The organism is Cohnella baijiui (assembly GCF_020731285.1).
Classification (GTDB): domain Bacteria; phylum Bacillota; class Bacilli; order Paenibacillales; family Paenibacillaceae; genus Cohnella.
Genome location: NZ_JAJFOW010000022.1, coordinates 77,115 through 97,489, shown reverse-complemented (window position 1 = coordinate 97,489; position 20,375 = coordinate 77,115). Strand labels below are relative to the sequence as shown.

General features: G+C 56.6%; 14 protein-coding genes. All 14 read left to right on the top strand.

All coding sequences use genetic code 11. The features are described from left to right. Positions 1-48: 48 nt before the first annotated feature. The 14 genes from LKX83_RS19385 to LKX83_RS19320 all read left to right on the top strand — a co-directional run bounded on the left by LKX83_RS19385 (position 49) and on the right by LKX83_RS19320 (position 20,326). The gene (locus LKX83_RS19385) at positions 49-1,473 is read left to right on the top strand and encodes an AAA family ATPase (protein WP_227883976.1); all 1,425 of its coding nucleotides are present in this window, start codon (positions 49-51) and stop codon (positions 1,471-1,473) included. Between the two features lie 24 nt (positions 1,474-1,497). Then, entirely contained in the window at positions 1,498-3,507 is a 2,010-nt protein-coding gene (locus tag LKX83_RS19380) for an S-layer homology domain-containing protein (RefSeq protein WP_227883975.1), read from the top strand. A 5-nt stretch (positions 3,508-3,512) separates the two neighbouring features. Next, the gene (locus tag LKX83_RS19375; RefSeq protein WP_227883994.1) at positions 3,513-5,288 is read left to right on the top strand and encodes a DUF2207 domain-containing protein; all 1,776 of its coding nucleotides are present in this window, start codon (positions 3,513-3,515) and stop codon (positions 5,286-5,288) included. 46 nt (positions 5,289-5,334) lie between these two features. Beyond that, positions 5,335-5,883 (top strand): LemA family protein, encoded by a 549-nt coding sequence (locus tag LKX83_RS19370; RefSeq protein ID WP_227883973.1) that lies wholly within the window; start codon positions 5,335-5,337, stop codon positions 5,881-5,883. A 164-nt stretch (positions 5,884-6,047) separates the two neighbouring features. Beyond that, positions 6,048-9,386, top strand: a complete 3,339-nt coding sequence (locus LKX83_RS19365) for an ATP-binding protein (protein WP_227883971.1) — start codon at positions 6,048-6,050, stop codon at positions 9,384-9,386. Between the two features lie 168 nt (positions 9,387-9,554). Beyond that, complete coding sequence (locus LKX83_RS19360) at positions 9,555-10,031, top strand: MarR family transcriptional regulator (RefSeq protein WP_227883969.1); 477 nt, start codon at positions 9,555-9,557, stop codon at positions 10,029-10,031. A gap of 17 nt (positions 10,032-10,048) precedes the next feature. Beyond that, positions 10,049-10,444, top strand: coding sequence for a DUF6220 domain-containing protein (locus LKX83_RS19355; RefSeq protein WP_227883967.1), 396 nt, complete (start codon positions 10,049-10,051; stop codon positions 10,442-10,444). A gap of 22 nt (positions 10,445-10,466) precedes the next feature. After that, positions 10,467-11,288 (top strand): alpha/beta fold hydrolase, encoded by an 822-nt coding sequence (locus LKX83_RS19350; RefSeq protein ID WP_227883966.1) that lies wholly within the window; start codon positions 10,467-10,469, stop codon positions 11,286-11,288. Positions 11,289-11,591: 303 nt separating this feature from the next. Then, positions 11,592-12,248: a TetR/AcrR family transcriptional regulator gene (locus LKX83_RS19345; protein WP_227883965.1), complete on the top strand. Its 657-nt coding sequence runs from the start codon at positions 11,592-11,594 to the stop codon at positions 12,246-12,248. Positions 12,249-12,259: 11 nt separating this feature from the next. Next, entirely contained in the window at positions 12,260-12,649 is a 390-nt protein-coding gene (locus LKX83_RS19340; RefSeq protein WP_227883964.1) for a DUF4180 domain-containing protein, read from the top strand. A 32-nt stretch (positions 12,650-12,681) separates the two neighbouring features. Then, on the top strand, positions 12,682-12,903 hold the full coding sequence (locus LKX83_RS34440; RefSeq protein WP_227883962.1) for an SUMF1/EgtB/PvdO family nonheme iron enzyme: 222 nt from the start codon (positions 12,682-12,684) through the stop codon (positions 12,901-12,903). Between the two features lie 537 nt (positions 12,904-13,440). After that, the gene (locus LKX83_RS19330) at positions 13,441-18,288 is read left to right on the top strand and encodes a GLUG motif-containing protein (protein ID WP_227883961.1); all 4,848 of its coding nucleotides are present in this window, start codon (positions 13,441-13,443) and stop codon (positions 18,286-18,288) included. Positions 18,289-18,500: 212 nt separating this feature from the next. Then, a complete protein-coding gene (locus LKX83_RS19325) occupies positions 18,501-19,514 on the top strand; it encodes an ATP-binding cassette domain-containing protein (protein ID WP_227883959.1) in 1,014 nt (337 codons plus the stop codon). Then, positions 19,511-20,326 (top strand): ABC transporter permease, encoded by an 816-nt coding sequence (locus LKX83_RS19320; protein ID WP_227883957.1) that lies wholly within the window; start codon positions 19,511-19,513, stop codon positions 20,324-20,326. Before LKX83_RS19325 ends, LKX83_RS19320 begins: the two co-directional genes overlap by 4 nt. Positions 20,327-20,375 lie beyond the last annotated feature (49 nt).

The window sequence follows — 20,375 nt, the reverse complement described above, 5'->3', positions numbered from 1 at the left end:
GAACTAGATTGGCATAAACCCGATTTTTGATGGGAGTGGCTCGGTTTGGTGCATGGCGAGTTTCAAATGCTGGGCAGCTTGAAAATCTCCCTTGCCGGTGAAGATGTAACCTCGACCATTCGCGGCGGAAAAGCCCGCCTGCTGCTGGCTTATTTGGTGCTTCCGTATGACATGCCGAGAAGCAGGAAGCAGCTGGCGTTTGATTTCTGGCCGGATTCCTCCGAGAAGCAAGCATTATCGAATTTACGGAAGCTGCTGCACGACATTCGGGAAGCTTTTCCGCCTATCGACCGATACTTCAGCATTACGTCGGCTTCCATCCAGTGGAATCCGGAGGTGCCGGTTTATTCGGATGTGGCCGAGTTCGAACGGATGGCGCAAGGGCAAACCTTGGACGAATTGCGCCGTGCGGATCAATTGTATCGGGGCGAACTTCTGCCCGGATTTTATGAGGAATGGGTCGGCATGAAGCGGGAGCTGCTGGATCAAACGATGATGAACGTGCTCGAAAGGCTTATCGCGAGATGGGAGAGCAGGAGAGAGTACGCATCGGCCCTATTGGCCGCTAACAAGCTGTTGATCCGAAATCCGCTGCGTGAAGAAACATACCGAACGATTATGCGGCTGCATGCGTTGAATCGCGATCGCGCGGGCGTTATGCAAACGTATTTGCAACTGCGAGATGTGCTCGATTCCGAGCTCGGCATTGCCCCTTCGGCGGAAACCGAGCGACTTTTGGAGCGGCTTACGCGGTCCGACGACGACCTCCCGGCGAACCCGCTTGACAACACGCCTTTGATCGGAAGACTCGGCGAATGGGGGCGCATGCTGGAAGCCTGGAAGCAAGCGTCAGCCGGCCGTTCCGCCTTGCTGCTTCTAAAGGGAGAGGCGGGGATCGGCAAAACGAGACTTGCTTTGGATTTTAGTGAATGGGCAAACAGGCAAGGGATTCAGACCGCGTATGCAGGTTGCTGCGCATCGGTCAGTTCGATGTCGTACACGCCGGTCACCACCTGGCTCCGAAGCGTTCCGATGCCCTCGCTCTGTATGGAAGCGAAGTCGGAATTATCCCGATTGCTTCCGGAATTGATGGAACGATTTCCGGATTTGCCGAAGCCGAGTCCCCTTCGCGAAAGTTGGCAGGTGAACCGGTGGTACGAAGCGATCGAACGGATGCTGTCGGTCCGGGATCCGCTGCTGCTTGTGCTGGACGACATTCAATGGAGCGATGAAGGAACGCTGCAGCTGATCTCCTATCTTCTTCGCAGCGATGCCGGTTCCCGACTGCTCGTGATTGCGACGATGAGAACGGAAGAATATCCGAACGATGCTCTCCGGGACTTCTTCCACAGGCTTCGGACCGCACGGAAGCTGAACGAAATTGAACCCGCTCCGTTCAGCGAGGAAGAGACGAAACGCCTAGCGGCCGCCACCGCCGGGGGCATTCCGGCAAACCGCCACGCGCTGCTATAGAATCGTTCCGAAGGAGGGTACGCGATGTCATCATCCAGACAAAAATTCGGGATCGTGCTTATGTCATCCCTGATCTCGGTTTCGGTACTGTTCCCCTTCCCTGCCGCGGCGGCCGAAGCGCCCAAATTGAAGATAGATCAGAACCTTAATGTCAACGATCTCTTGATCAAAGACATTCCTATCGTACTCGGCAATCCGACCGCGCAGGTCCGGTGGAAGTCCCCTATAGAAAGCCCGACTACTTCCCCGGTCATCGGCAAAGACGGAACCATCTACTTGGGCGGAGGCAACAAGGTTTTTGCGTTTCTTCCGGATGGCGGTAAAAGATGGGAAACGGATCTGGGAGGATTCGCGAGCGGCACGCCCGCTCCGGGTGCTGACGGAACGCTCTACGTGGGCGTCATCAAGTTGGATGCGACCAAATTAAAAGCGTATGTATACGTTTGCGCCATCGATCCGGACGGGGAAAAGCTATGGGAATTCCCCATGGGAACTTTAAAAAATATTTGGATCCCGGATCTCAGCCCGGCCATCGGGGCCGACGGCACGATCTATGCAGGAGGCGCGGACAGCGGGAATCTGTATGCGCTCCAGCCGGACGGATCGCAAAAGTGGAACTATCACGCCGAAGGCGTCACGATCGGTCCTCCTTCCGTCGGAGGGGACGGGACGATTTATGCCGGAACGACGAATGGACTTCTATATGCCTTCAAGCCGAACGGCGGCGTGAAATGGACTTTTTCGACATCCAATCCTATTTATGAACATCCCGTGATCGGAGCCGACGGGACGATCTACGTCGAATCATATTCAAAAGATTCGGGAGCCGTTCTTTTTGCCGTTAATCCGGACCATTCGAAGAAGTGGAGCCGCGATCGCCATGTGTACGCCACCCCGGCCGTAGCAGCGGACGGTACGGTTTATATCGGAAGCCTTGACGGGGTGCTTGGTTTCGATGCCGATGGAAACGAAAAATGGAAGTTCAATCCCGGAAGCAGGGTACATCAGACGCCGGCGATCGGACGGGATGGCACGATCTACGCCGGAAGCGACAACGACGTTTTCTATGCGGTCCTTCCGGATGGAACCGTAAAGTGGCAATATGCCGCCGGAGGCGTTGGAGTTTTCGCTCCTGTCGTCGGGAGCGACGGCACGGTCTACAAGTCGTTATCGACTTCCTTGGTCGCTCTCGGCACCGTCGGGGCAAGCACCGTAAGTTTGAATAAGAAGACGACCAGCCTTCGGGCGGGAGACAGCGAAACGATAACGGCAGCGGTTGTCCCCGAGGAAGCGGTGGACAAACGGATCCGGTGGAACAGCAGCGACAGTGCGGTGGCGACAGTGGACGGCATGGGAAAAGTGACGGGCATCGCACCGGGCACGGCGAAAATAACGGCTACGACCGTAGATGGAGGCTTTATCGCCACTTGCGACGTAACCGTGACCGCCGCAACGAGCGGCAATCCTCCCGCTCCTCAAACCGATGCGGCGAAGCTGAAGGACATTGCGGGACACAAGCGGGAAGCGGAAATCGCCAAAGCGGTATCGCTCGGCATCGTATTCGGTTATCCGGACGACACATTCCGGCCCGACGGGAACGTTACCCGCGCGGAATTTGCAAGTATGCTTGTCAGAAGCTTGAAGCCCGGAGAGGAAGGAGCGCCGCTCGCGTTCAAGGATAAGGATCAAATCGGGGCCTGGGCGGTAAAGGCAGTACAGCAGGCGGTTAAGCTTGGCATCATCCATGGGTATGAGGACGGCACGTTCCGGCCCAATGCGAACATTTCCCATGCGGAAATGATTTCGATGGTCATTCGCGCCTCCGGCCTCGCAACGGAAGATGCGCCGCAGACCGGCTTCTCCGACGATGCGGACATTCCGAAATGGGCGAAGCCCGCCGTTGCCAAAGCCGAGGAGACCGGCATCGTCAAAACGGGAGATTCCCCGGGCGGCAAATTCGCGCCGCTGGCGATGTCCACCCGCGCGGAAGCCGCGTCGTCCATCGTCCGCATGCTGGAGGCTCGAAAATCGTGAAGAGGATGGCTGTCTCCCGTAACATCGCAGCGAGTCTTGCCAGTCTGCTGCTTCTGGTTCTGTTGGCCCATCCTGTTCGTGCCGCCGATCGCTCGTTTGAAATTACGGATGTCGACATTCAGGCCCAAGTCGATGCGGAAGGCCATATGCGCGTGACCGAACAGGATACGTACCGATTCTACGGAGCCTTTAACGGCGTCCTCGTACAGTTGGATTCTTCCGGTTCGGATGGCATCGGGGACTTCCAAGCCTACGAAATCAAGGAACAGCAGGAAGTGCCGCTCACGTTCGACAAATCCGGAAAAGGCAACCGATTGCAGTATAAAGTGTACGATAAAGCCCGCGATGAAACGAAAGTTTTCAAATTTGTTTATACGTTCAAAAATATCGTGCAAGTTTACGCGGATACCGCCGAGCTCTATTGGAAATTTTTCGATAAGACGAATCCGAGCGACCTCGGTACGGTACGTATTCGTATCGACCTGCCGGGCGGCGTGATGAAGGACGAAATATCGGCGTTCGGACACGGGCCGCTCTCTGGAATGGTGAATATCCCGCAGGACGGCACCGTGGAGTACCAGGTTAGCCCTTTGCAGTCCGGACAGCTGCTGGAAGCGCGCGTGCTGTTCCCCGGTAGTTACGTTCCGGGCAGCACCAAAATCAAAAATACGCCGATGCTTGACCGAATCAAGCAGGAGGAGCTGAAGTGGGCGGATGACGCGGACGGCAAGCGGGCAGCGAACGGGAGTTCGTTCCCGCGATCTCTTGTCTTTGCCATCGCCCTCCTTGCCTTCAATTTGGGGCTTATCGTATTTCTGTACTTCAAATTCGATAAGGAACGGAAGCCGGACTGGAACGGCACCTATTATCGCGAGCTTCCCGCCGACGTGACGCCGGCGGTCGTGAGCTATTTGATGGATTTCAAAATCCAAACCCGCGATATGTTGGCCACGCTAATCGATCTGGTTCGCAAAAAACGCCTCGAAATCGAGGTTGTCAAGGAACCCGGCGGTCTCTTGCGGAGAGAAAAGACGGATTACCGGTTTAAGCTGATCGACGAACGAACGGACGGATTGAAGCAGCACGAGACGTTTCTGATTCACTGGTTTTTCAAACAGCTCGGCCCGAACAACGAAGTATCTCTCTCGGACATTCGCCAATACGTCAAGAAAAAGGCGAACGCCCGTATCTTTGCCCGGCAGTTGGCCAATTGGAAAGCCGCAGCGATCGGAGAGGCCAAGCAAACGGGGTATTTCGAAAAATCCAATCCGGGCCAGAAGCTCGCCATCCTCTCGTTTGTCGCCCAATTTTGCGCCCTGTTGTTCCTTGTACCCTCAGACTACAAATGGCTGGCATTCTTAACGATCCCTCTCTTTTTATATGGGCTTAAAATCAATCGCCGAACGAAGACCGGCGCGACCGAGCGGGCGAAGTGGAGGGCGTTTCAGCGGTTTCTAGCCGATTACAGCCGAATGGAATCCAGGGAACCGATGGCCGTTCATCTGTGGGAACACTATTTCGTTTATGCGATACCGCTAGGCGTGGCGAAAAAAATGACCGCGATGGCCCATATCGACATCCGGCAGGGGAGCAGCAGCACCGATTCCATCTACTGGATGGCATCGGACACGGCTTTTCATCGGGATTTCGACCATTTCGCGGAATTCTTCGACAAGACCATCTCCGCCGCGCAGAGTAACGCCTCCTCGAGAGGATCGGGCGGCGGCTTCTCCTCGGGCGGCGGCGGAGGCGGCGGAGGCGGGGGCCGGGGCGCATTTTAAGGCGCTTGGCCTTCCCTGTCATTTACTAGGGTAAGGGGGAACTGAAATGGTCGGATATATTGTCCTTGGAATCGTTGTTATCCTTTTGTTGTGGTTGATTCTCACCTATAACCGTCTCGTCATGCTGAAAAACCGGGTCCGCAACAATTGGTCGCAGGTGGATGTCGTTTTGAAAAACCGTTTCGACCTCATCCCCAATTTGGTAGAGACGGTGAAGGGATATGCGGCGCACGAAAAAGAGGCGTTCACCCGCGTCAGCGAGCTGAGAACGCAATACGCTGCCGCCGGCTCGGTAGAGGGCAAAGCGGCGGTGAGCGGCGAAATCTCCGGACTCATGAGCAGATTGTTGATGGTGGCGGAAAGCTACCCCGAGCTGAAAGCGAACGAAAACTTCCTCTATTTGAAGCAGCAGCTGTCCGCGATCGAGGATAAAATCCGCTTCGCGAGGCAGTTTTATAACGACACTGTGGAAGCCTACAATACCGCGATCATGAGCTTTCCGGCCAACCTGCTTGCCGGCCCGTTTAACTTTAAACAGGAACGGTTCTTTCAGATCGATGAAGCGGAAAAGTCCGGACCGCAAGTCAAATTTTGAACGATCCAGCCGTCGCGCTAGAGGCGGACGGAACGATCGGATTCCCCTTCGATCCTTTGACCCTCGTCAAAGGATCTATTTTTATTCTCGCCAGTCTAGAGGGATTTTCGCGCGGTAAGCGAATACAATGGACAACAAGATCATTGACGATGGGAGGGGGCCTTTTGGCCGGCTTCGATTTTCAACTGTTAGGCAGTTTGAAAATGACCCTCGACGGCGAAGACCTCTCGGAAATTCCCGGAAAAAAAGCCGTGCTGCTGCTGACTTACTTGATTCTCGAATGGGATGCATCTCCAAGCAGAAAACAAATCGCCTTTCATTTCTGGCCCGACTCCGCCGAAAAGCAAGCGTTGACCAACTTGCGGAAGCTTCTGCACGACCTGCGGGAATCCGTTCCGCGAATCGACCGCTATCTGAAGATTACGCACGCATCCATCCGACTGAATCCGGAGCTGCCTATCTATTCGGATGTGCGCGAATTCGAACAGGCAGCTCAAGGGACGACAGTCCGCGAGCTGCGCAGGGCGGTAGAGCTGTATAGAGGAGAACTGCTGCCCGCGTCCGGGGAAGAATGGCTCGCGGCCAGGCGGGAGCGGTTGGCGCAAACGTATTTGACCGCGCTAGACAAGCTCATCTCGGGTTTGGAACGTCAGCGGGAATATGCGTCGGCGCTGTTTTTCGCGCAGAAGCTGCTTGTGCAGGACCCGTTAAGGGAGGAAACGTATCGCGCGGCGATGCGGCTGCACGCTTTGAATAACGATAGAGCTGGCGTCGCGCAAATTTATCGAAAGCTGCGCGATCACTTGAAAGCCGAACTCGGCATCGGTCCTTCGGAAGAGACGCTGCATTTGTACGAGCGACTGACCAAAAACGGGAGCGGGGATTCGGAGGTTTTGCCCGGCAAAGCGCCGCTGATCGGCAGAATCGGCGAGTGGGAAAGCCTGCTGGGCGCCTGGAAGAAAATCGTGGCCGGCGGAAACGCCATGCTTGTATTCAAGGGGGAGTCGGGAATCGGAAAATCCCGGCTGGCTCTTGAATTCAAGGCCTTCATGGAAAGTTTAGGGATTCAAACGGCCTTTGCCGGCTGCTATCCGTCTGTCAAGTCGCTATCCTATACGCCGATAACCGGCTGGCTCCGGAGCCTCCCGCTGCCGAAGCTCGGTTCGGTGTGGCTGTCCGAACTGGCGCGTCTCCTTCCTGAACTATCGGAACGATACCCGGACTTGCCGCAACCGCATCCGATTCAAGAGAAGTGGCAGTTGAACCAGTGGTATGAAGCGATCGAACGGATGCTGCTGGCCAACGGGCCGCTGTTGCTTCTTCTGGACGATATCCAGTGGAGCGACGAAGAGACGCTTCTGCTGCTTTCCTATCTGCTCCGCGCCGATTCCAAGGCCAAGCTGCTCATCGTGGCGACGATGAGAACGGATGAGGATGCGGGCAATGCCGTCGCGCATGCGCTGGGCGAGCTTCGGTCCGAGCGCAAGCTGACCGAAATCGAGCTGGCTCCGCTGAGCCGGGACGAAACGGCGCGCTTGGCGGCCGCAACGGTCGGCGTTGCGTTGGCGGACCGTCATTCCTTGGATTTATATGCGGAAACCGGCGGCAATCCGCTGTTTATTGTAGAAACGCTGCGGGAATGGCAAACGGGCGCGGGCGGCGGCGAATTCCGTCTGTCGCAAGTGGCGAAAACCGTGATCGAGAACCGGTTGAACAGGCTGTCGCCGGCCAATCGCCGGCTTGCGGCGATCATCGCCGCCGTCGGAAGGCCCGTCTCCGCGGCTCAATTGACGATGGTAACGGACACCGGGGAGGAAGAGATTCTCTCGCGCGCGGAGCAGTTGGTGCAATTGAAGGTTTTGCAGGAGGCGGTGGGCGGGAATTACCGCTTTACCCATGACATCCTGAAGGAAACCGCGTACAAGCTCAACAATGAGGGCAGGCGGCAAAGGTGCCATCGGAAAATCGCGGAAGGTCTGCTCGCCTATCACCGCGGGCAGATCGAGGCCTTTGCCGGTGAAATCGCCTTTCACTACGAACTCGCGGGAATGGAACGGGAAGCCATCGCCTACTATGAAATGGCCGCGGCGGCGGCAGAGAAGATCTATGCCAATGAGACGAGAATCCGTTATTATCGGAAGCTGTTCGACCTGCTGCCTCCCGAACGGACCTTGTCCGTCCTGATGAAGCTAGGCGACGCTTTGATCGTGACGGGGGACTGGAACGAAGCGGAGAACACTTACAAGCGTTGGCTGGCGCGACACGGAAGCTTGGTCACGCTCGATGAACGGTCCTACTGCGACGTCGCGCTCGGCAACTGCCTGCGCCTGATGGGCAAATACGAGGAGGCCGGATTCCATCTGGAAAGAGCTTCCTGCCACTTCAAGCTGACGGAGAACCATGACGGACTCAGCTTCGCTTATGGAATGCTCGGTATTTTGCATTACTTTATGGCTAGCTATGACAAGTCGCTTCGCTACCTCATGGAAAGAATGGAACTGTCACGTACCGGAAAGCAGACGCAAGACGATGCCCGGTTCCTCGGCATGATCGGCTTTCTGCATTACGATCAATGCGAATACGATCTTGCGATAGATTGGTTCGGGAGACAAGTCGCCCTTGCCACGGAAATCCGGGACGCGTTTTTCGTCGGCGAAGCGATGGGCGGACTGGCTTTGGTTTATTTTGAAACGGACGATATGGACTACGCGTACAACGCCATCGTCGAGAAGCTGGAGACCGGCAAGTCGACCGGGGCGCGAATGGGTTTTGCCATGGGGATCGGCATGCTGGGCAAGTATTATCATTTGCTAGGCTCCCGCCTGCAGGCGGAGCAATGCATCGCCTTCTGCCTGGAAGAAGCGATCCGGATTCAGGATTGGCATATTGCATCCGTCGTGCTCGGCATCGAAGGCTGCAATCTGATGGAACAGCATCGTTACGAGGAGGCCGGTCGTTGGATCGAACGTTCGGCGCGGTTAACGAAGCAGCTTCGCATCCCCTTCTTCGAATGCGAGGCGCTCTATTTCACGGGCTTGCTGAGGGAGCGGCAACATCAATTCGAAAGCGCCGCGGAGGTCGCCGATGAGGCGCTGAAGATGGCCGTTCGGCTGAAGCGGCGGGATTTGCAGGTCAAGCTTACTGCGCAACTGCTGCAGCTCAAGACGCGTTTGGGACGGATCGGCCCCGGCGAAGCGAGGGACGAACTGCAACGAATGGCGGAACAATACGCCGACAAGCGGGAGCAGGCTGCCATTCGCTTTGCGATGTGGCGGCTGATGCCCGATTCCCTCGAGCTTCGGACCGCGGCGTTCTCCCTGAACGAAGTCCTGTACCGGAAGTCGGGCAAACAGGAATATGCCGGCCGTTTGCGCGAGCTCGGCGGCTTCAACGAATTCATCGAAGCGCGCCCGATGCCGAAGCACGCGGCCGAGGTCGTGCAGCAAGCACCCATTTCGCCGAACCTGTTGGCGGAAGTCGATCGGTTTATAGGGCTTGATTGATTCAGCTCACGTTGATTCGGCTCTCCCCATCGTTCATGCAGACACGCCGGTTCCGGCGTGTTTTTGCATGAGATGAACCGTATTGCATGCAATTTTGTTGACAAAGGAAACAAAAATCAGTTACCCTTATATTGTTTCCTAAGTAAACAATATTGGAGGAGGTGTCGCATGGTTCGGGACGAGGAATTAAGCCGTATTTTCAATCGAGTATCGGAGCGGCATCACTTGATCAAGACGATGGAAGAGAAGAAATTCAAGTTCATGCGAGAGAACACGTTTATGGAAGTACATTGCATCGACTTCATCGAGAAGATGCAGGATGCCAATGTGTCCAAATTGGCCAATGCCTTTCAAGTGACCAAAGGCGCGATCAGCAAAGTAACCAAGCGATTGGTCGAGACGGGAGCCATCGAACGATACCAAAAGCCGGACAATCGGAAGGAAGTCTACTTCAAGCTTACGGACACGGGTCGAGAAATCTACCTGGAACACGAAAGAATGCATCAGACGAGAATCGAGAGAGACAGCGAATTTTTCAGTCCGTTAAGCGAAGAGGAAAAAAGCCGGCTCTATGAGACGTTGAACAAAATCTACGGTCAGATTGCCGAAGAACTCAAAAAACTGGGATTGGACAATTACATCTGACGAAGGGAGCTTGAATGGTGGCCATCGAAACGAATGAAATGATGTCATCCCGGGTGAGATACGGCCGATGGGCGTATTCCATTCTCGCGTGGGTGCTGTTGATTTGTATCGTCGTGCAAGTCCTTTTGGCTGGCATCGCGTTGTTCGAAGATTCGGAAGCCTGGAATTGGCATCGGACGTTCGTGCACCTGTTTGAATATCTTTCGATCATTCTTTTTATTCTGGGCTTCGTCGGGAAGCTTTCCCGGAAATTCATCTGGGGAAGTCTAGGTTTGTTCGTCCTATTCAATGTTCAATATTACACGGCACATGGCATCGCAGGGGCGCTTCATCCCGTTTTGGCGCTCGCCCTGTTTTGGGGAGCGCTCGCATTGGCACGAGGATCTACTTCATTTTTAAAGATTCGTAAATAGATAGAAGCAGGAGGGAGACCGTATGATCAAATCCGGACTTGTGACAACCGAAGGCGACAATCTCTATTACGAAGTGCGGGGAGAAGGGGAGCCGCTCATAATGATTGCCGGCGGGAACGGGGATGCGGGCTTTTATACGTATGTGGCCGACATGCTGGCCGACGAATACCAGGTGATCACGTACGACCGCCGGGGCAATTCCCGCAGTACCCGTAACGCGCCGCAAAATTTCGAGGTGAGCCAACAGGCCAGGGACGCGGTCGCGGTATTGCAAGCTGCCGGACACTCGTCGGCCTACGTTTTTGGGAATAGCGGAGGGGCTGTTTTCGCACTGGAAATGGCGGCCAATCATCCGCAATCCGTCAAAGCGATGGTCATTCACGAACCGCCCGTCGTCCGGGTCCTGCCGGATGCGGAAAAATGGCTGCGGTTTTTCGCCAACGTGTATCGGACGTCCTTTCGATTCGGCGTACAAGCGGCCAGCTTCCGATTCAATTTATCTTTGTCCATCCCGTTCAGCGCCTTTAAAACCGTTCCGAAGGACTTTCAACAACGCGTATCGGAAGCGAACAACGAGCGGTTCTTAATCCGCCATGAGATGATCCCGAGCGTGAATTATATGCCCGATATCGCGAGGATCAAGCAAAACGGGGTGAGAATGTTTGTGGCTGCCGGCCAAATGACGCTGGGTAAGGGGAAATATTATGGTCGCACCGCTCCGATCTTGGCAGAAAGGCTCGGCTGCGAGATGGTGACGTTTCCCGGCCATCACCTTTCTTTTTTCGATCGGCCACGGGAGTGGGCCGATGTTCTGCGGAACACGCTTCATCGGGCATCGAGTTGATCGACGCTCCTTGACCTGGTTTGGACGATTGCCGTTCACCACGTTCACCGCGCAGGAAAGATACAACAGGATTTGAACGGTCGTGACGGCCGGCGGTTTGCCGGCGTGTTCGTGCGTATCTGGACTCATTGGGACCATCCTGTCGTCGGAGCCGGTTTGGCGGACGAATGGCCGCGCTCCACTTTCCATCTTTCCCCATCCGATGCCGGATCATCCTGGCGCCAGATCATTGACAATGATGGCGCCCTTTGGTATCTTTTATTTATTCTGACTGGTCAGTATAAATAAAAGGAGTCTACATTCATGCCGAAAGTAGGAGCGGAGCCGAAGCGTCGCGCAGAGGTGATCAACGCTGCCTTGACCTGTATCAGCCAATACGGCATCGAAGGCATGACCCTGGATAAGGTGGCCGAGTACGCGGGCTGCTCCAAGGGCGTCATCGTTTATTATTTTCAAAATAAAGACGGGCTGACGACCGATGCGTTCAAGGCGTTTTTGGCTTATTACGGCGCGAAGATCCAGGCGGAGATTCTTCCGGAGATGACCGCCCAGGAGAAGATGGACATCACCTTGAAGCACATTCTGCCGGTCGCCCGCGACGTTGAAGACCGGCGGATCGACGTCTCCGGGCTGGAAGGGGTTGGGCGCATGACGATCCCGTACGAAGACCAAGGCAGGCTCTTCGTCCAGTTTTTTTCCAAGGCGGTCTTGGACCCCAAGCTGCGGGAGATCGTTTCCCAGAGCTACGCGGCGGATCTTCAAGGCATATCGAAGATTATCGATTCCGGTCGCCGGGCGGGGCAGAAATCCGTCCCCGATCCGCACAGCGCCGCGTACGGCTTGCTGGCGATGGTCATCGGTCTCAGCTTTTTTCGGGTCGCGGAGCTGCAGACGCCGAACGGGCAAGACAACCGTGCGATCTGCGAGGATTACGTGCGCATACTCATGACAGGCCAATAGGAGGACTTGGGATGAATTTGACGAAGGTGGAGCAAGACGGTATCGCGATCGCGATCGCGAAGGGCGGCGCGTCGGAAATCGACGACGTCCAGGCCGCTTTGGACATGATAGCGACGGTCTGGTACGAAACGGGCTGCGACCGGATCGTCGTCGAGAAAGCTTTGCTGAGCGAGCGGTTTTTCGAATTGAAGACCCGCCTGGCCGGGGAAATCGCGCAAAAGTTCATCAACTACGGCGTGAAGGCGGCAATCGTCGGCGACTTCAGCGGCTATGATAGCCGAAGCCTGCGGGATTTCATCTACGAATCCAACCACGGCTCCGATCTATTTTTCTTGCCGACCGAGCAGGAGGCGATCGAAAAGCTGAGCGCCATCGGGAACGGCAACGAAAGGCAGCGGTGACGGATTCGCGTCCGGGCGCGGCCGAGTATCCGATGGCGCGTTTGCCGGCCGGCGAAGATCGTCTTCGGGACGACATGCTCGGCAACGTATGGGAATGGTGCTGGGATCAGTACGACCCCCGCGTCTACGGCGCAGACGCAAAATATAAAATTATAGTCAAACGACAAGAACCGCGAAGGCTTCATGCTGCGCGGTTTTTGTTGTTTTTTGTCCATTTTCTTTCATATTTCTTTTATTGGTCGCGAGTAGATTAAAAATGGATGAACATGAAGTTCCGGAGGTTGGCGTCCTTGGCGCGTCTAAACCATTTCGATCCGCTAAACCAATAGCTGGAAAGGAGCAAGAAAATGCGCAACGCAAGAAGAAAAGCCATCCCTTTGTTGTTAGCCCTTATCGTGATCGTCGGTACCATTCCCGCGGGGATGCTCGGATACGGCAAGGCTTTCGCGGCAAATGAATTTGCAGGAAACGGTACGTCCAGCAACCCCTATCTCATCCATACAGGATCTCAACTGAACAAGATCAGGGGGGAATACCTGGATGCTAGCCTCTACTTCAAGCTGGCGGCCAATATTGACCTGAGCGGCTTCGCAGGCGGCGCCGGATGGGTTCCGATCGGGACTTGGGATCATCCTTTTATAGGCCATTTGGACGGCAATGGATACAAAATATCGGGTTTAAAGATAGCGGACAGTTCGAGAAATTACGCCGGGCTTTTTGGTTATGTTGGAGGCGGCGGCTATATCGCGAATGTCAAAATGGAAAAGGTGAATATAGACGGAGGCAATTGGTTGGGAAGTCTGGTCGCCATGAACGATGGAGGGACAATCCAAAACAGCTCCGCTTCGGGAAGCCTGACTGGAACGAAAGGAGTAGGCGGCTTAGTTGGCAGCAACAGGGGAATCCTGCGCAACAGCTATGCAACAGGGAGCGTGAACGGCTCCGAGAGTGCAGGGGGGCTGACCGGGATCAACGGGGGAACGATCCTCGATAGCGCCGCCACCGTAAACGTGAGCGGGTCTCTGAATACAGGCGGGTTGGTAGGTTGGCAATCGCAAGATGGAGCAACCATCCGCAATAGCCGTGCTGACGGGAACGTGAGCGGATCGGAGAATGTAGGCGGCTTGGTCGGGTGGAATTATAGTGGAGCCATTGCCGACGGCAGCAGCGCTGCAGGAACGGTAACCGGCATCGATGCGATGAAATATGTAGGCGGGTTGGTCGGTTACAACGAAAGCGGATCCATTAACGGCAGCTACGCTTCGGGGAATGTGACCGGCAAGATCGAAGTCGGCGGCTTGATCGGTTACGACTATTGGGGCAGCATCGGCAACGCCTATGCGTCGGGAACGGTTACGGGCATTAGCGGGAGTACCTATATCGGCGGCTTAGTAGGCGAAACCGATTATGGAACGATTACGAAAAGCTACGCATCCGGCAATGTTACGGGAAGCGCCGATACCCTCTATGCGGGCGGCTTGATCGGCTATAGCATGGCCGCGACCGTCAGCGACAGCTATGCTACGGGAGATGCAACCGGATATAGCGCGGGCGGGCTTCTGGGAATCAGCGATAACGGAGAAGTGCACGGCAGTTACGCAACGGGCCATGCAAGCGGAACTGAAAAAGTCGGGGGCTTGATCGGTTGGAACGTAATAGGGCCAATTAGCGACAGCTATGCCGAAGGGAAAGCGAACGGAACCAAGTACGCAGGCGGCTTAGTCGGTTGGAACGTAAACGGACCGATCAGCAACAGCTACGCCACCGGGAAGGTAAGCGCCGCAAGCGACGCAGGCGGCTTAGTCGGTTTTAGTTATTCGAATACGGTCGTCAACAGTTTCTATGATGCTGCTACCACCGGACAGAGCTCCTCGATCGGAGGGGCAGGCAAGCCAACTTCGGAGCTGCAGCAGCAAAGCACGTATGAAGCGGATTCATCCCATCCTTGGGACTTTGCGAACCGATGGGCGATCGACCCCAATCGAAATGGCGGATATCCCTATTTGCGAGCCATCCAGGTCTATCTTGATTATGATGGCAATGGGCACGACGGCGGGACGGTTCCGTCCAGTTCGTCTTACATGCCGGGTTCCTTGGTCAGGATCGGCGCGGGGACAAATTTAACAAAAACGGGATACGCGTACGACGGCTGGAATACGAAAGCGGACGGAACCGGCGCGCCATATCGGCCAGGCGAGCCGTATCCAATCTCGTCTACGACGACGCTGTTCGCCCACTGGGTGCTGCCAAGCCCGAATGCCTCGATCACCTCTACGATCGGAACCGTCAGCAGCGGAGGCACTGCAAATGAGACGATCGCCGATATTCCGCTCGGTACGACTGTAGCGGCTTTAAAAGCCGCGATTACGCCAACCGCGGGCGCGACTTTTGATATTTACGAATCGGACGGTACGACCGCAGCCGCGACATTGGCGACAGGCAACAAATTGATCGTAACCGCCTCTAATGGAAGCGCGCGTACGACGTATACTTTGACCGTCCTAAAGGCCTCTAGCGAAGCTACGCTGACGTCCACGTTAGGAACCGTTAGCGCAGGCGGGACAGCCAACGAGACCGTTGCGGATATTCCCTACGGCACATCGCTGGAATCGTTCATCCAAGCGATCACGCCGGCAGCCGGCGCGTCGTTTGACGTGTATGACGCGGATGAAGCGACTTTGGCGACGAATCTGACCAGGAGCAGCAAGGTGATCGTCACGGCAGAGGATGGCGCGACAAAAGTCGTTTATGCCGTGAAATTCGTGGCGAACACAGCCGCTACCCTGACTTCGACCCTCGGTACGGTAAGCGCAGGAGGAACGGAGAACGAAACGTTCGTTGTGCCTTACGCGACGACGTTAACCGCTTTGAAGGCGGCCGTTACGCCGGCGGATGGCGCGACGTTCGAAGTCTACGATGCGGACGGCGCTACGGTCGCGACAACGCTGGCGACTGGCCATAAGGTGGTCGTTACCTCGGAGGACGGGAGTCATAAAGTCACTTATACCGTTACGATCGCTCCGAATACGGATGCTACGGTTACATCCGCAATCGGGATCGTCAGTACGGGCGGGACGGCATCCGAGACGATCACCCGCGTGCCCTACGGGACGACGTTAGCGGCATTCAAGGCGGCGATTACGCCGGCGGCGGGCGCGACTTTTCAAATCTACAACAACAATGAAACGACGGTATCTACTTCGTTAGCCTCCGGCAGGAAGGTCATCGTCATCGCGCAGGATGGCGTAACAAGAGTCGTTTATCGCGTATACGTCGATCCGAACGCGGATGCGACGATGACCTCTTCGGTCGGTACCGTAAGCACCGGAGGAACGGCGAACGAGTCGATTGTGGTTCCGTACGGCACAACGCTGACTGCGTTAAATAACGCGATAAGGCCGGCCCCGGGCGCGGGATACGTCATTTACGATGCAGACGGAACAACCGTAGCCACCACATTGGCTACGGGGTCCAAAGTGATCGTAACCGCGCAGGACATGGTAACCAAAGTGACTTATACCGTCACGATCGCGACGAACAGCGCAAAAGCGATCACTTCGTTCAGGCTTGCCGAGCAGACCGCCAACGCCACCATCAATGCGGGCGCACACACCGTATCGGTCAAAGTGGCAAACGGAACAGTTCTGAACGGATTGGTAGCCACCTTCGCGCTCTCTCCAGGCGCTTCGGCAACGGTGGGTTCCGTCGTGCAAGAAAGCGGCAGGACCGCGAACGATTTCACGGGCGCGGTAACCTATGTAGTCAAAGCCGCGGATAACAGCGTACAAAATTGGACGGTCACCGTGACCGTTGCGGCAAGCAGCGAGAAAGACATCACGTCATTTCGTTTTGCAGAGCAAACAAGAGCGGCAACGATTAATTCGGGCGCTCGCACGGTCGCGATCGAGGTGCAGAACGGCACGAGCCTGAACGGACTTGTTGCCTCATTTACCCTGTCTGCGGGAGCCTCGGCGAAGGTGGGCGGAGTGGCTCAGATTAGCGGTACGACCGCCAACAACTTTACGAGCGCAGTCAATTACACGGTGACCGCAGCGGACAACAGCACGCAGACCTGGCGGGTTACGGTGACCGTAGCGACGAACACGGCCGCGACGCTGACGTCCTCGTTGGGGACCGTGAGCGTAGGGGGTACAGTCTACGAGACGATCACGGACATTCCTTATGGCACCACGCTGGCTGCGCTGAAGGCGGCCATCACCCCGGCTTCGGGCGCGACGTTCGACGTGTACGAGGCGGACGGCACCACGGTGGCGGCAGATCTGGCCTCGGGCTATATAGTGATCGTCACCGCGCAAGACGGCACGACGAAAGTGACGTACGCGTTAACCGTGAACGCACCTCCGCCAAGCGGAGCCGCGACGCTGACGTCCTCGTTGGGGACCGTGAGCGTAGGGGGTACAGTCTACGAGACGATCACGAACATCCCTTATGGTACCACGCTGGCTGCGTTGAAGGCGGCCATCACGCCGGCCGCAGGCGCGACGTTTGAAGTGTTCGCGGCGGATGGCACGACGGTCGCAATGGATCTGGCCTCGGGCTATATGGTGATCGTCACCGCGCAAGACGGCGTGACGAAGGTAACCTATACGATCACCGTGAACGCGGCTCCGCCAACATCCGGAGGTCCCTACGCCCCCGACTACCCGAAAGTCGTCTCGACGAACGGCAGGCTTCATCTGCGCGTCGGTGAAGAAGGAGAAGTAAGCTTGGAGCAGGAGATTATCATCTCCATTCCGGCGAACGCGACCGTTAAAGAATTAAGGATTACCATCGACAAAATCGCGGATACGGGCAGCTTGCTTCACAAAGGTGACGTTCTGGCGAGCGCGATCTTCGAGCTTCTCAAAAATAGCCCGGACTTCTTCGCCAAACCGGTAACTTTGAGCTTCAAGTTCGACCCGGCAAGCTTGAAACGCTACCAGCGGCCAGCCGTCTTGTACTACGACGAAGAGAAGAAGAGTTGGGTAGAGGTGACGGGCAGCAAGATCAACGGCCATTATATTACCGTTACGGTCAATCACTTTACGAAGTTTGCCGTATTCGCGGTAGGGCAAGCGCCGGATCAGCCGGCGGAGACCGACCCGGCATTCACGCTGAGCGATATTGCGGGACACTGGGCGGAGCCTGAGATCCTGCAATCGGTGAACCGGGGAATCGTCACGGGCTATCCGGACGGAACCTTTAAGCCGAACCACATCGCGACCCGCGCGGAATTTACGGTGATGCTGGTCAAACTACTAAAGCCGCAAGGGACCGATGCAGCGCTGACATTCTCCGATGCAACGAAGATAGGCGCTTGGGCCAAGAGCGCTGTGGCGCAAGCCGTCCAGGCCGGCTATATTAGAGGCTATGATGACGGATCCTTCCGTCCGGACGAAGCCATCACGCGCGCCGAGATGACGGCGATGATCGCGAACGCGCTGCAGTTGTCCGCGGATTCGTCGGATGCAACCGGCTTCGCGGACGAGGAGAGCATTCCGGCGTGGGCGAAGGGAGCCGTAGCCGCTCTGCGAAAGTCGGGCTTTATTCAAGGAAACGAGTCGAATCAATTCCATCCGAACGACAAGACGACGAGAGCGGAAGCCGTAACGGTATTGTTGAGATTGTCGCCGCAATAGTTCGATCGGCAGGCGGTAGTGCCAAAGGTTATTCTTTGACCGGACGAACATCCGGTTAAGGAATAACCTTTTTTATCTTCGATCGTATCGTTCCGGTTCATCACCGATGTCTACAGAGGTTCCCTGATCCCGACGCTTGGCTTCATGGTTCACATTCAGTTCATAAATCTGAACTACAATCCAAGTAATCAGTCGCGTGGGAGGAATTGCAAATGGATCATCTATATGGAAAGGGAACCCGCCCGAACCAGGGGGAATGGGCGGTCGAGGCGAAGGGTCTCGTCAAAACGTTCGGCGATAACCGCGCGGTCGACGGCGTCGATCTGAAGGTGCGCGCCGGCTCGATCTACGGCGTGCTGGGACCGAACGGCGCCGGCAAAACGACCACGATCCGCATGCTGGCGACGCTGCTTCGGCCGGATGCCGGTTCGGCCCGCATCTTCGGCCACGACGTGGTGAAGGAGTCGCAAATCGTGCGCCAGCTGATCGGCGTCACCGGCCAGTACGCCTCGGTCGACGAGTCGCTGAGCGCGACCGAGAACCTCGTCATTTTTTCCCGGCTGCTCGGGCTGGGACGAGCGGAAGCGAAGCGGAAAGCGGCCGAGCTGCTGGAGGAGTTCGGCCTGACGGAGGCGGCGAAGCGTCCGCTCAAAAACTTCTCCGGCGGGATGCGCCGCCGCCTGGACCTGGCGGCGAGCCTCATCGCGCAGCCGCCCCTCATCTTCCTGGACGAGCCGACGACCGGGCTTGACCCGCGCACGCGCGCCCAGATGTGGGAGACGATCCGCCGGCTCGTGAGCACCGGCTCCACCGTGCTGCTCACGACGCAATATCTCGATGAAGCCGACCAGCTCGCCGACCGGATCGCGGTTATCGATCGCGGACACGTCGTCGCCGAAGGCACCGTTGACGAGCTGAAGACGTCCGTCGGCACCTCGTCGCTGCATCTTCGGGTCCAGCAAACGGACGATATCGAGCAGGCCCGGCGAATCGTCGAGCGGGTGCTTCAAGCGCAGTCCAGCGTATCGTCCGAAGCCGGACGGATCACGGCGCCGATGGCAAACGCCGACCTGGTGACGGATTTGCTTATCGCCTTGCGTTCGGCGAACATCCCGCTGTCCGAGATGAGCGTGCAGAAGCCGACCCTTGACGAAGTGTTCCTGACCATCACGGGCCATGGCGTAACAGCCGAACAATCGAATTCGACGGAGGCGGTAACCGTATGAACAGCACTTCCGTTCGCGCCCGCGCAAACGTTCCTTTGAAGAACCGCACGAGCTTTTGGCAATCGGCGCGCCATTCGTTTACGATGGCCTATCGCGGCTTGCTGAAAATCCGGCGCACGCCGGAGCAGCTTTTCGACGTGACACTCCAGCCGATCCTGTTTACCCTTATGTTCACCTATATTTTCGGCGGGGCGATCTCCGGCGACGTGCACAGCTATTTGCCCGTCATCATCCCGGGCATTCTGGTGCAGACGGTCATCACGACGTCCATCGTCACAGGCGTTCAGCTTCGAGAAGACATGGACAAAGGCGTGTTCGACCGGTTCAAATCGCTGCCGATCGCGCGCATCGCGCCCCTCGCCGGCGCCCTGCTCGCGGATACGATCCGCTATGCCATCGCTACGGTACTAACGTTCAGCATGGGGTACATCATGGGGTACCGGCCGGATGGAGGCATCGGCTATGTCGCGATCGCGGCGCTGCTCGTCATCGTCTGCTCCTGGGCGATCAGCTGGATCTTCGCCTTCTTTGGCGTCATCGCCCGTACCGCCTCGAGCGTGCAGGGGATCTCGATGATCGTGCTGTTCCCGCTCACGTTCCTTTCGAACGCGTTCGTGCCCGTCAAGACGATGCCCGACTGGCTCCAATGGTTCGTCAACATCAATCCGATTTCGCATCTCGTATCCGCCGTCCGGGATTTGGCCAACACCGGGACGTTCGGATGGGATCTTGCGGTCTCCCTGATCGGCGCGGCCGTCATCGTGGCGGTGTTCGCCCCGATCACCGTGCGCGCCTATATGCGCCGCACCTGAAAAGCATGCAGCCACAAGCTGGCACCGGAACCTTACCGGTGTCAGCTTG

Coding starts and splice junctions, on each gene's coding strand:
- LKX83_RS19380 (WP_227883975.1), top strand. CDS start 1,498: ATGTCATCATCCAGACAAAAATTCGGGATCGTGCTTATGTCATCCCTG.
- LKX83_RS19375 (WP_227883994.1), top strand. CDS start 3,513: ATGGCTGTCTCCCGTAACATCGCAGCGAGTCTTGCCAGTCTGCTGCTT.
- LKX83_RS19370 (WP_227883973.1), top strand. CDS start 5,335: ATGGTCGGATATATTGTCCTTGGAATCGTTGTTATCCTTTTGTTGTGG.
- LKX83_RS19360 (WP_227883969.1), top strand. CDS start 9,555: ATGGTTCGGGACGAGGAATTAAGCCGTATTTTCAATCGAGTATCGGAG.
- LKX83_RS19350 (WP_227883966.1), top strand. CDS start 10,467: ATGATCAAATCCGGACTTGTGACAACCGAAGGCGACAATCTCTATTAC.
- LKX83_RS19345 (WP_227883965.1), top strand. CDS start 11,592: ATGCCGAAAGTAGGAGCGGAGCCGAAGCGTCGCGCAGAGGTGATCAAC.
- LKX83_RS19340 (WP_227883964.1), top strand. CDS start 12,260: ATGAATTTGACGAAGGTGGAGCAAGACGGTATCGCGATCGCGATCGCG.
- LKX83_RS34440 (WP_227883962.1), top strand. CDS start 12,682: ATGGCGCGTTTGCCGGCCGGCGAAGATCGTCTTCGGGACGACATGCTC.
- LKX83_RS19325 (WP_227883959.1), top strand. CDS start 18,501: ATGGATCATCTATATGGAAAGGGAACCCGCCCGAACCAGGGGGAATGG.
- LKX83_RS19320 (WP_227883957.1), top strand. CDS start 19,511: ATGAACAGCACTTCCGTTCGCGCCCGCGCAAACGTTCCTTTGAAGAAC.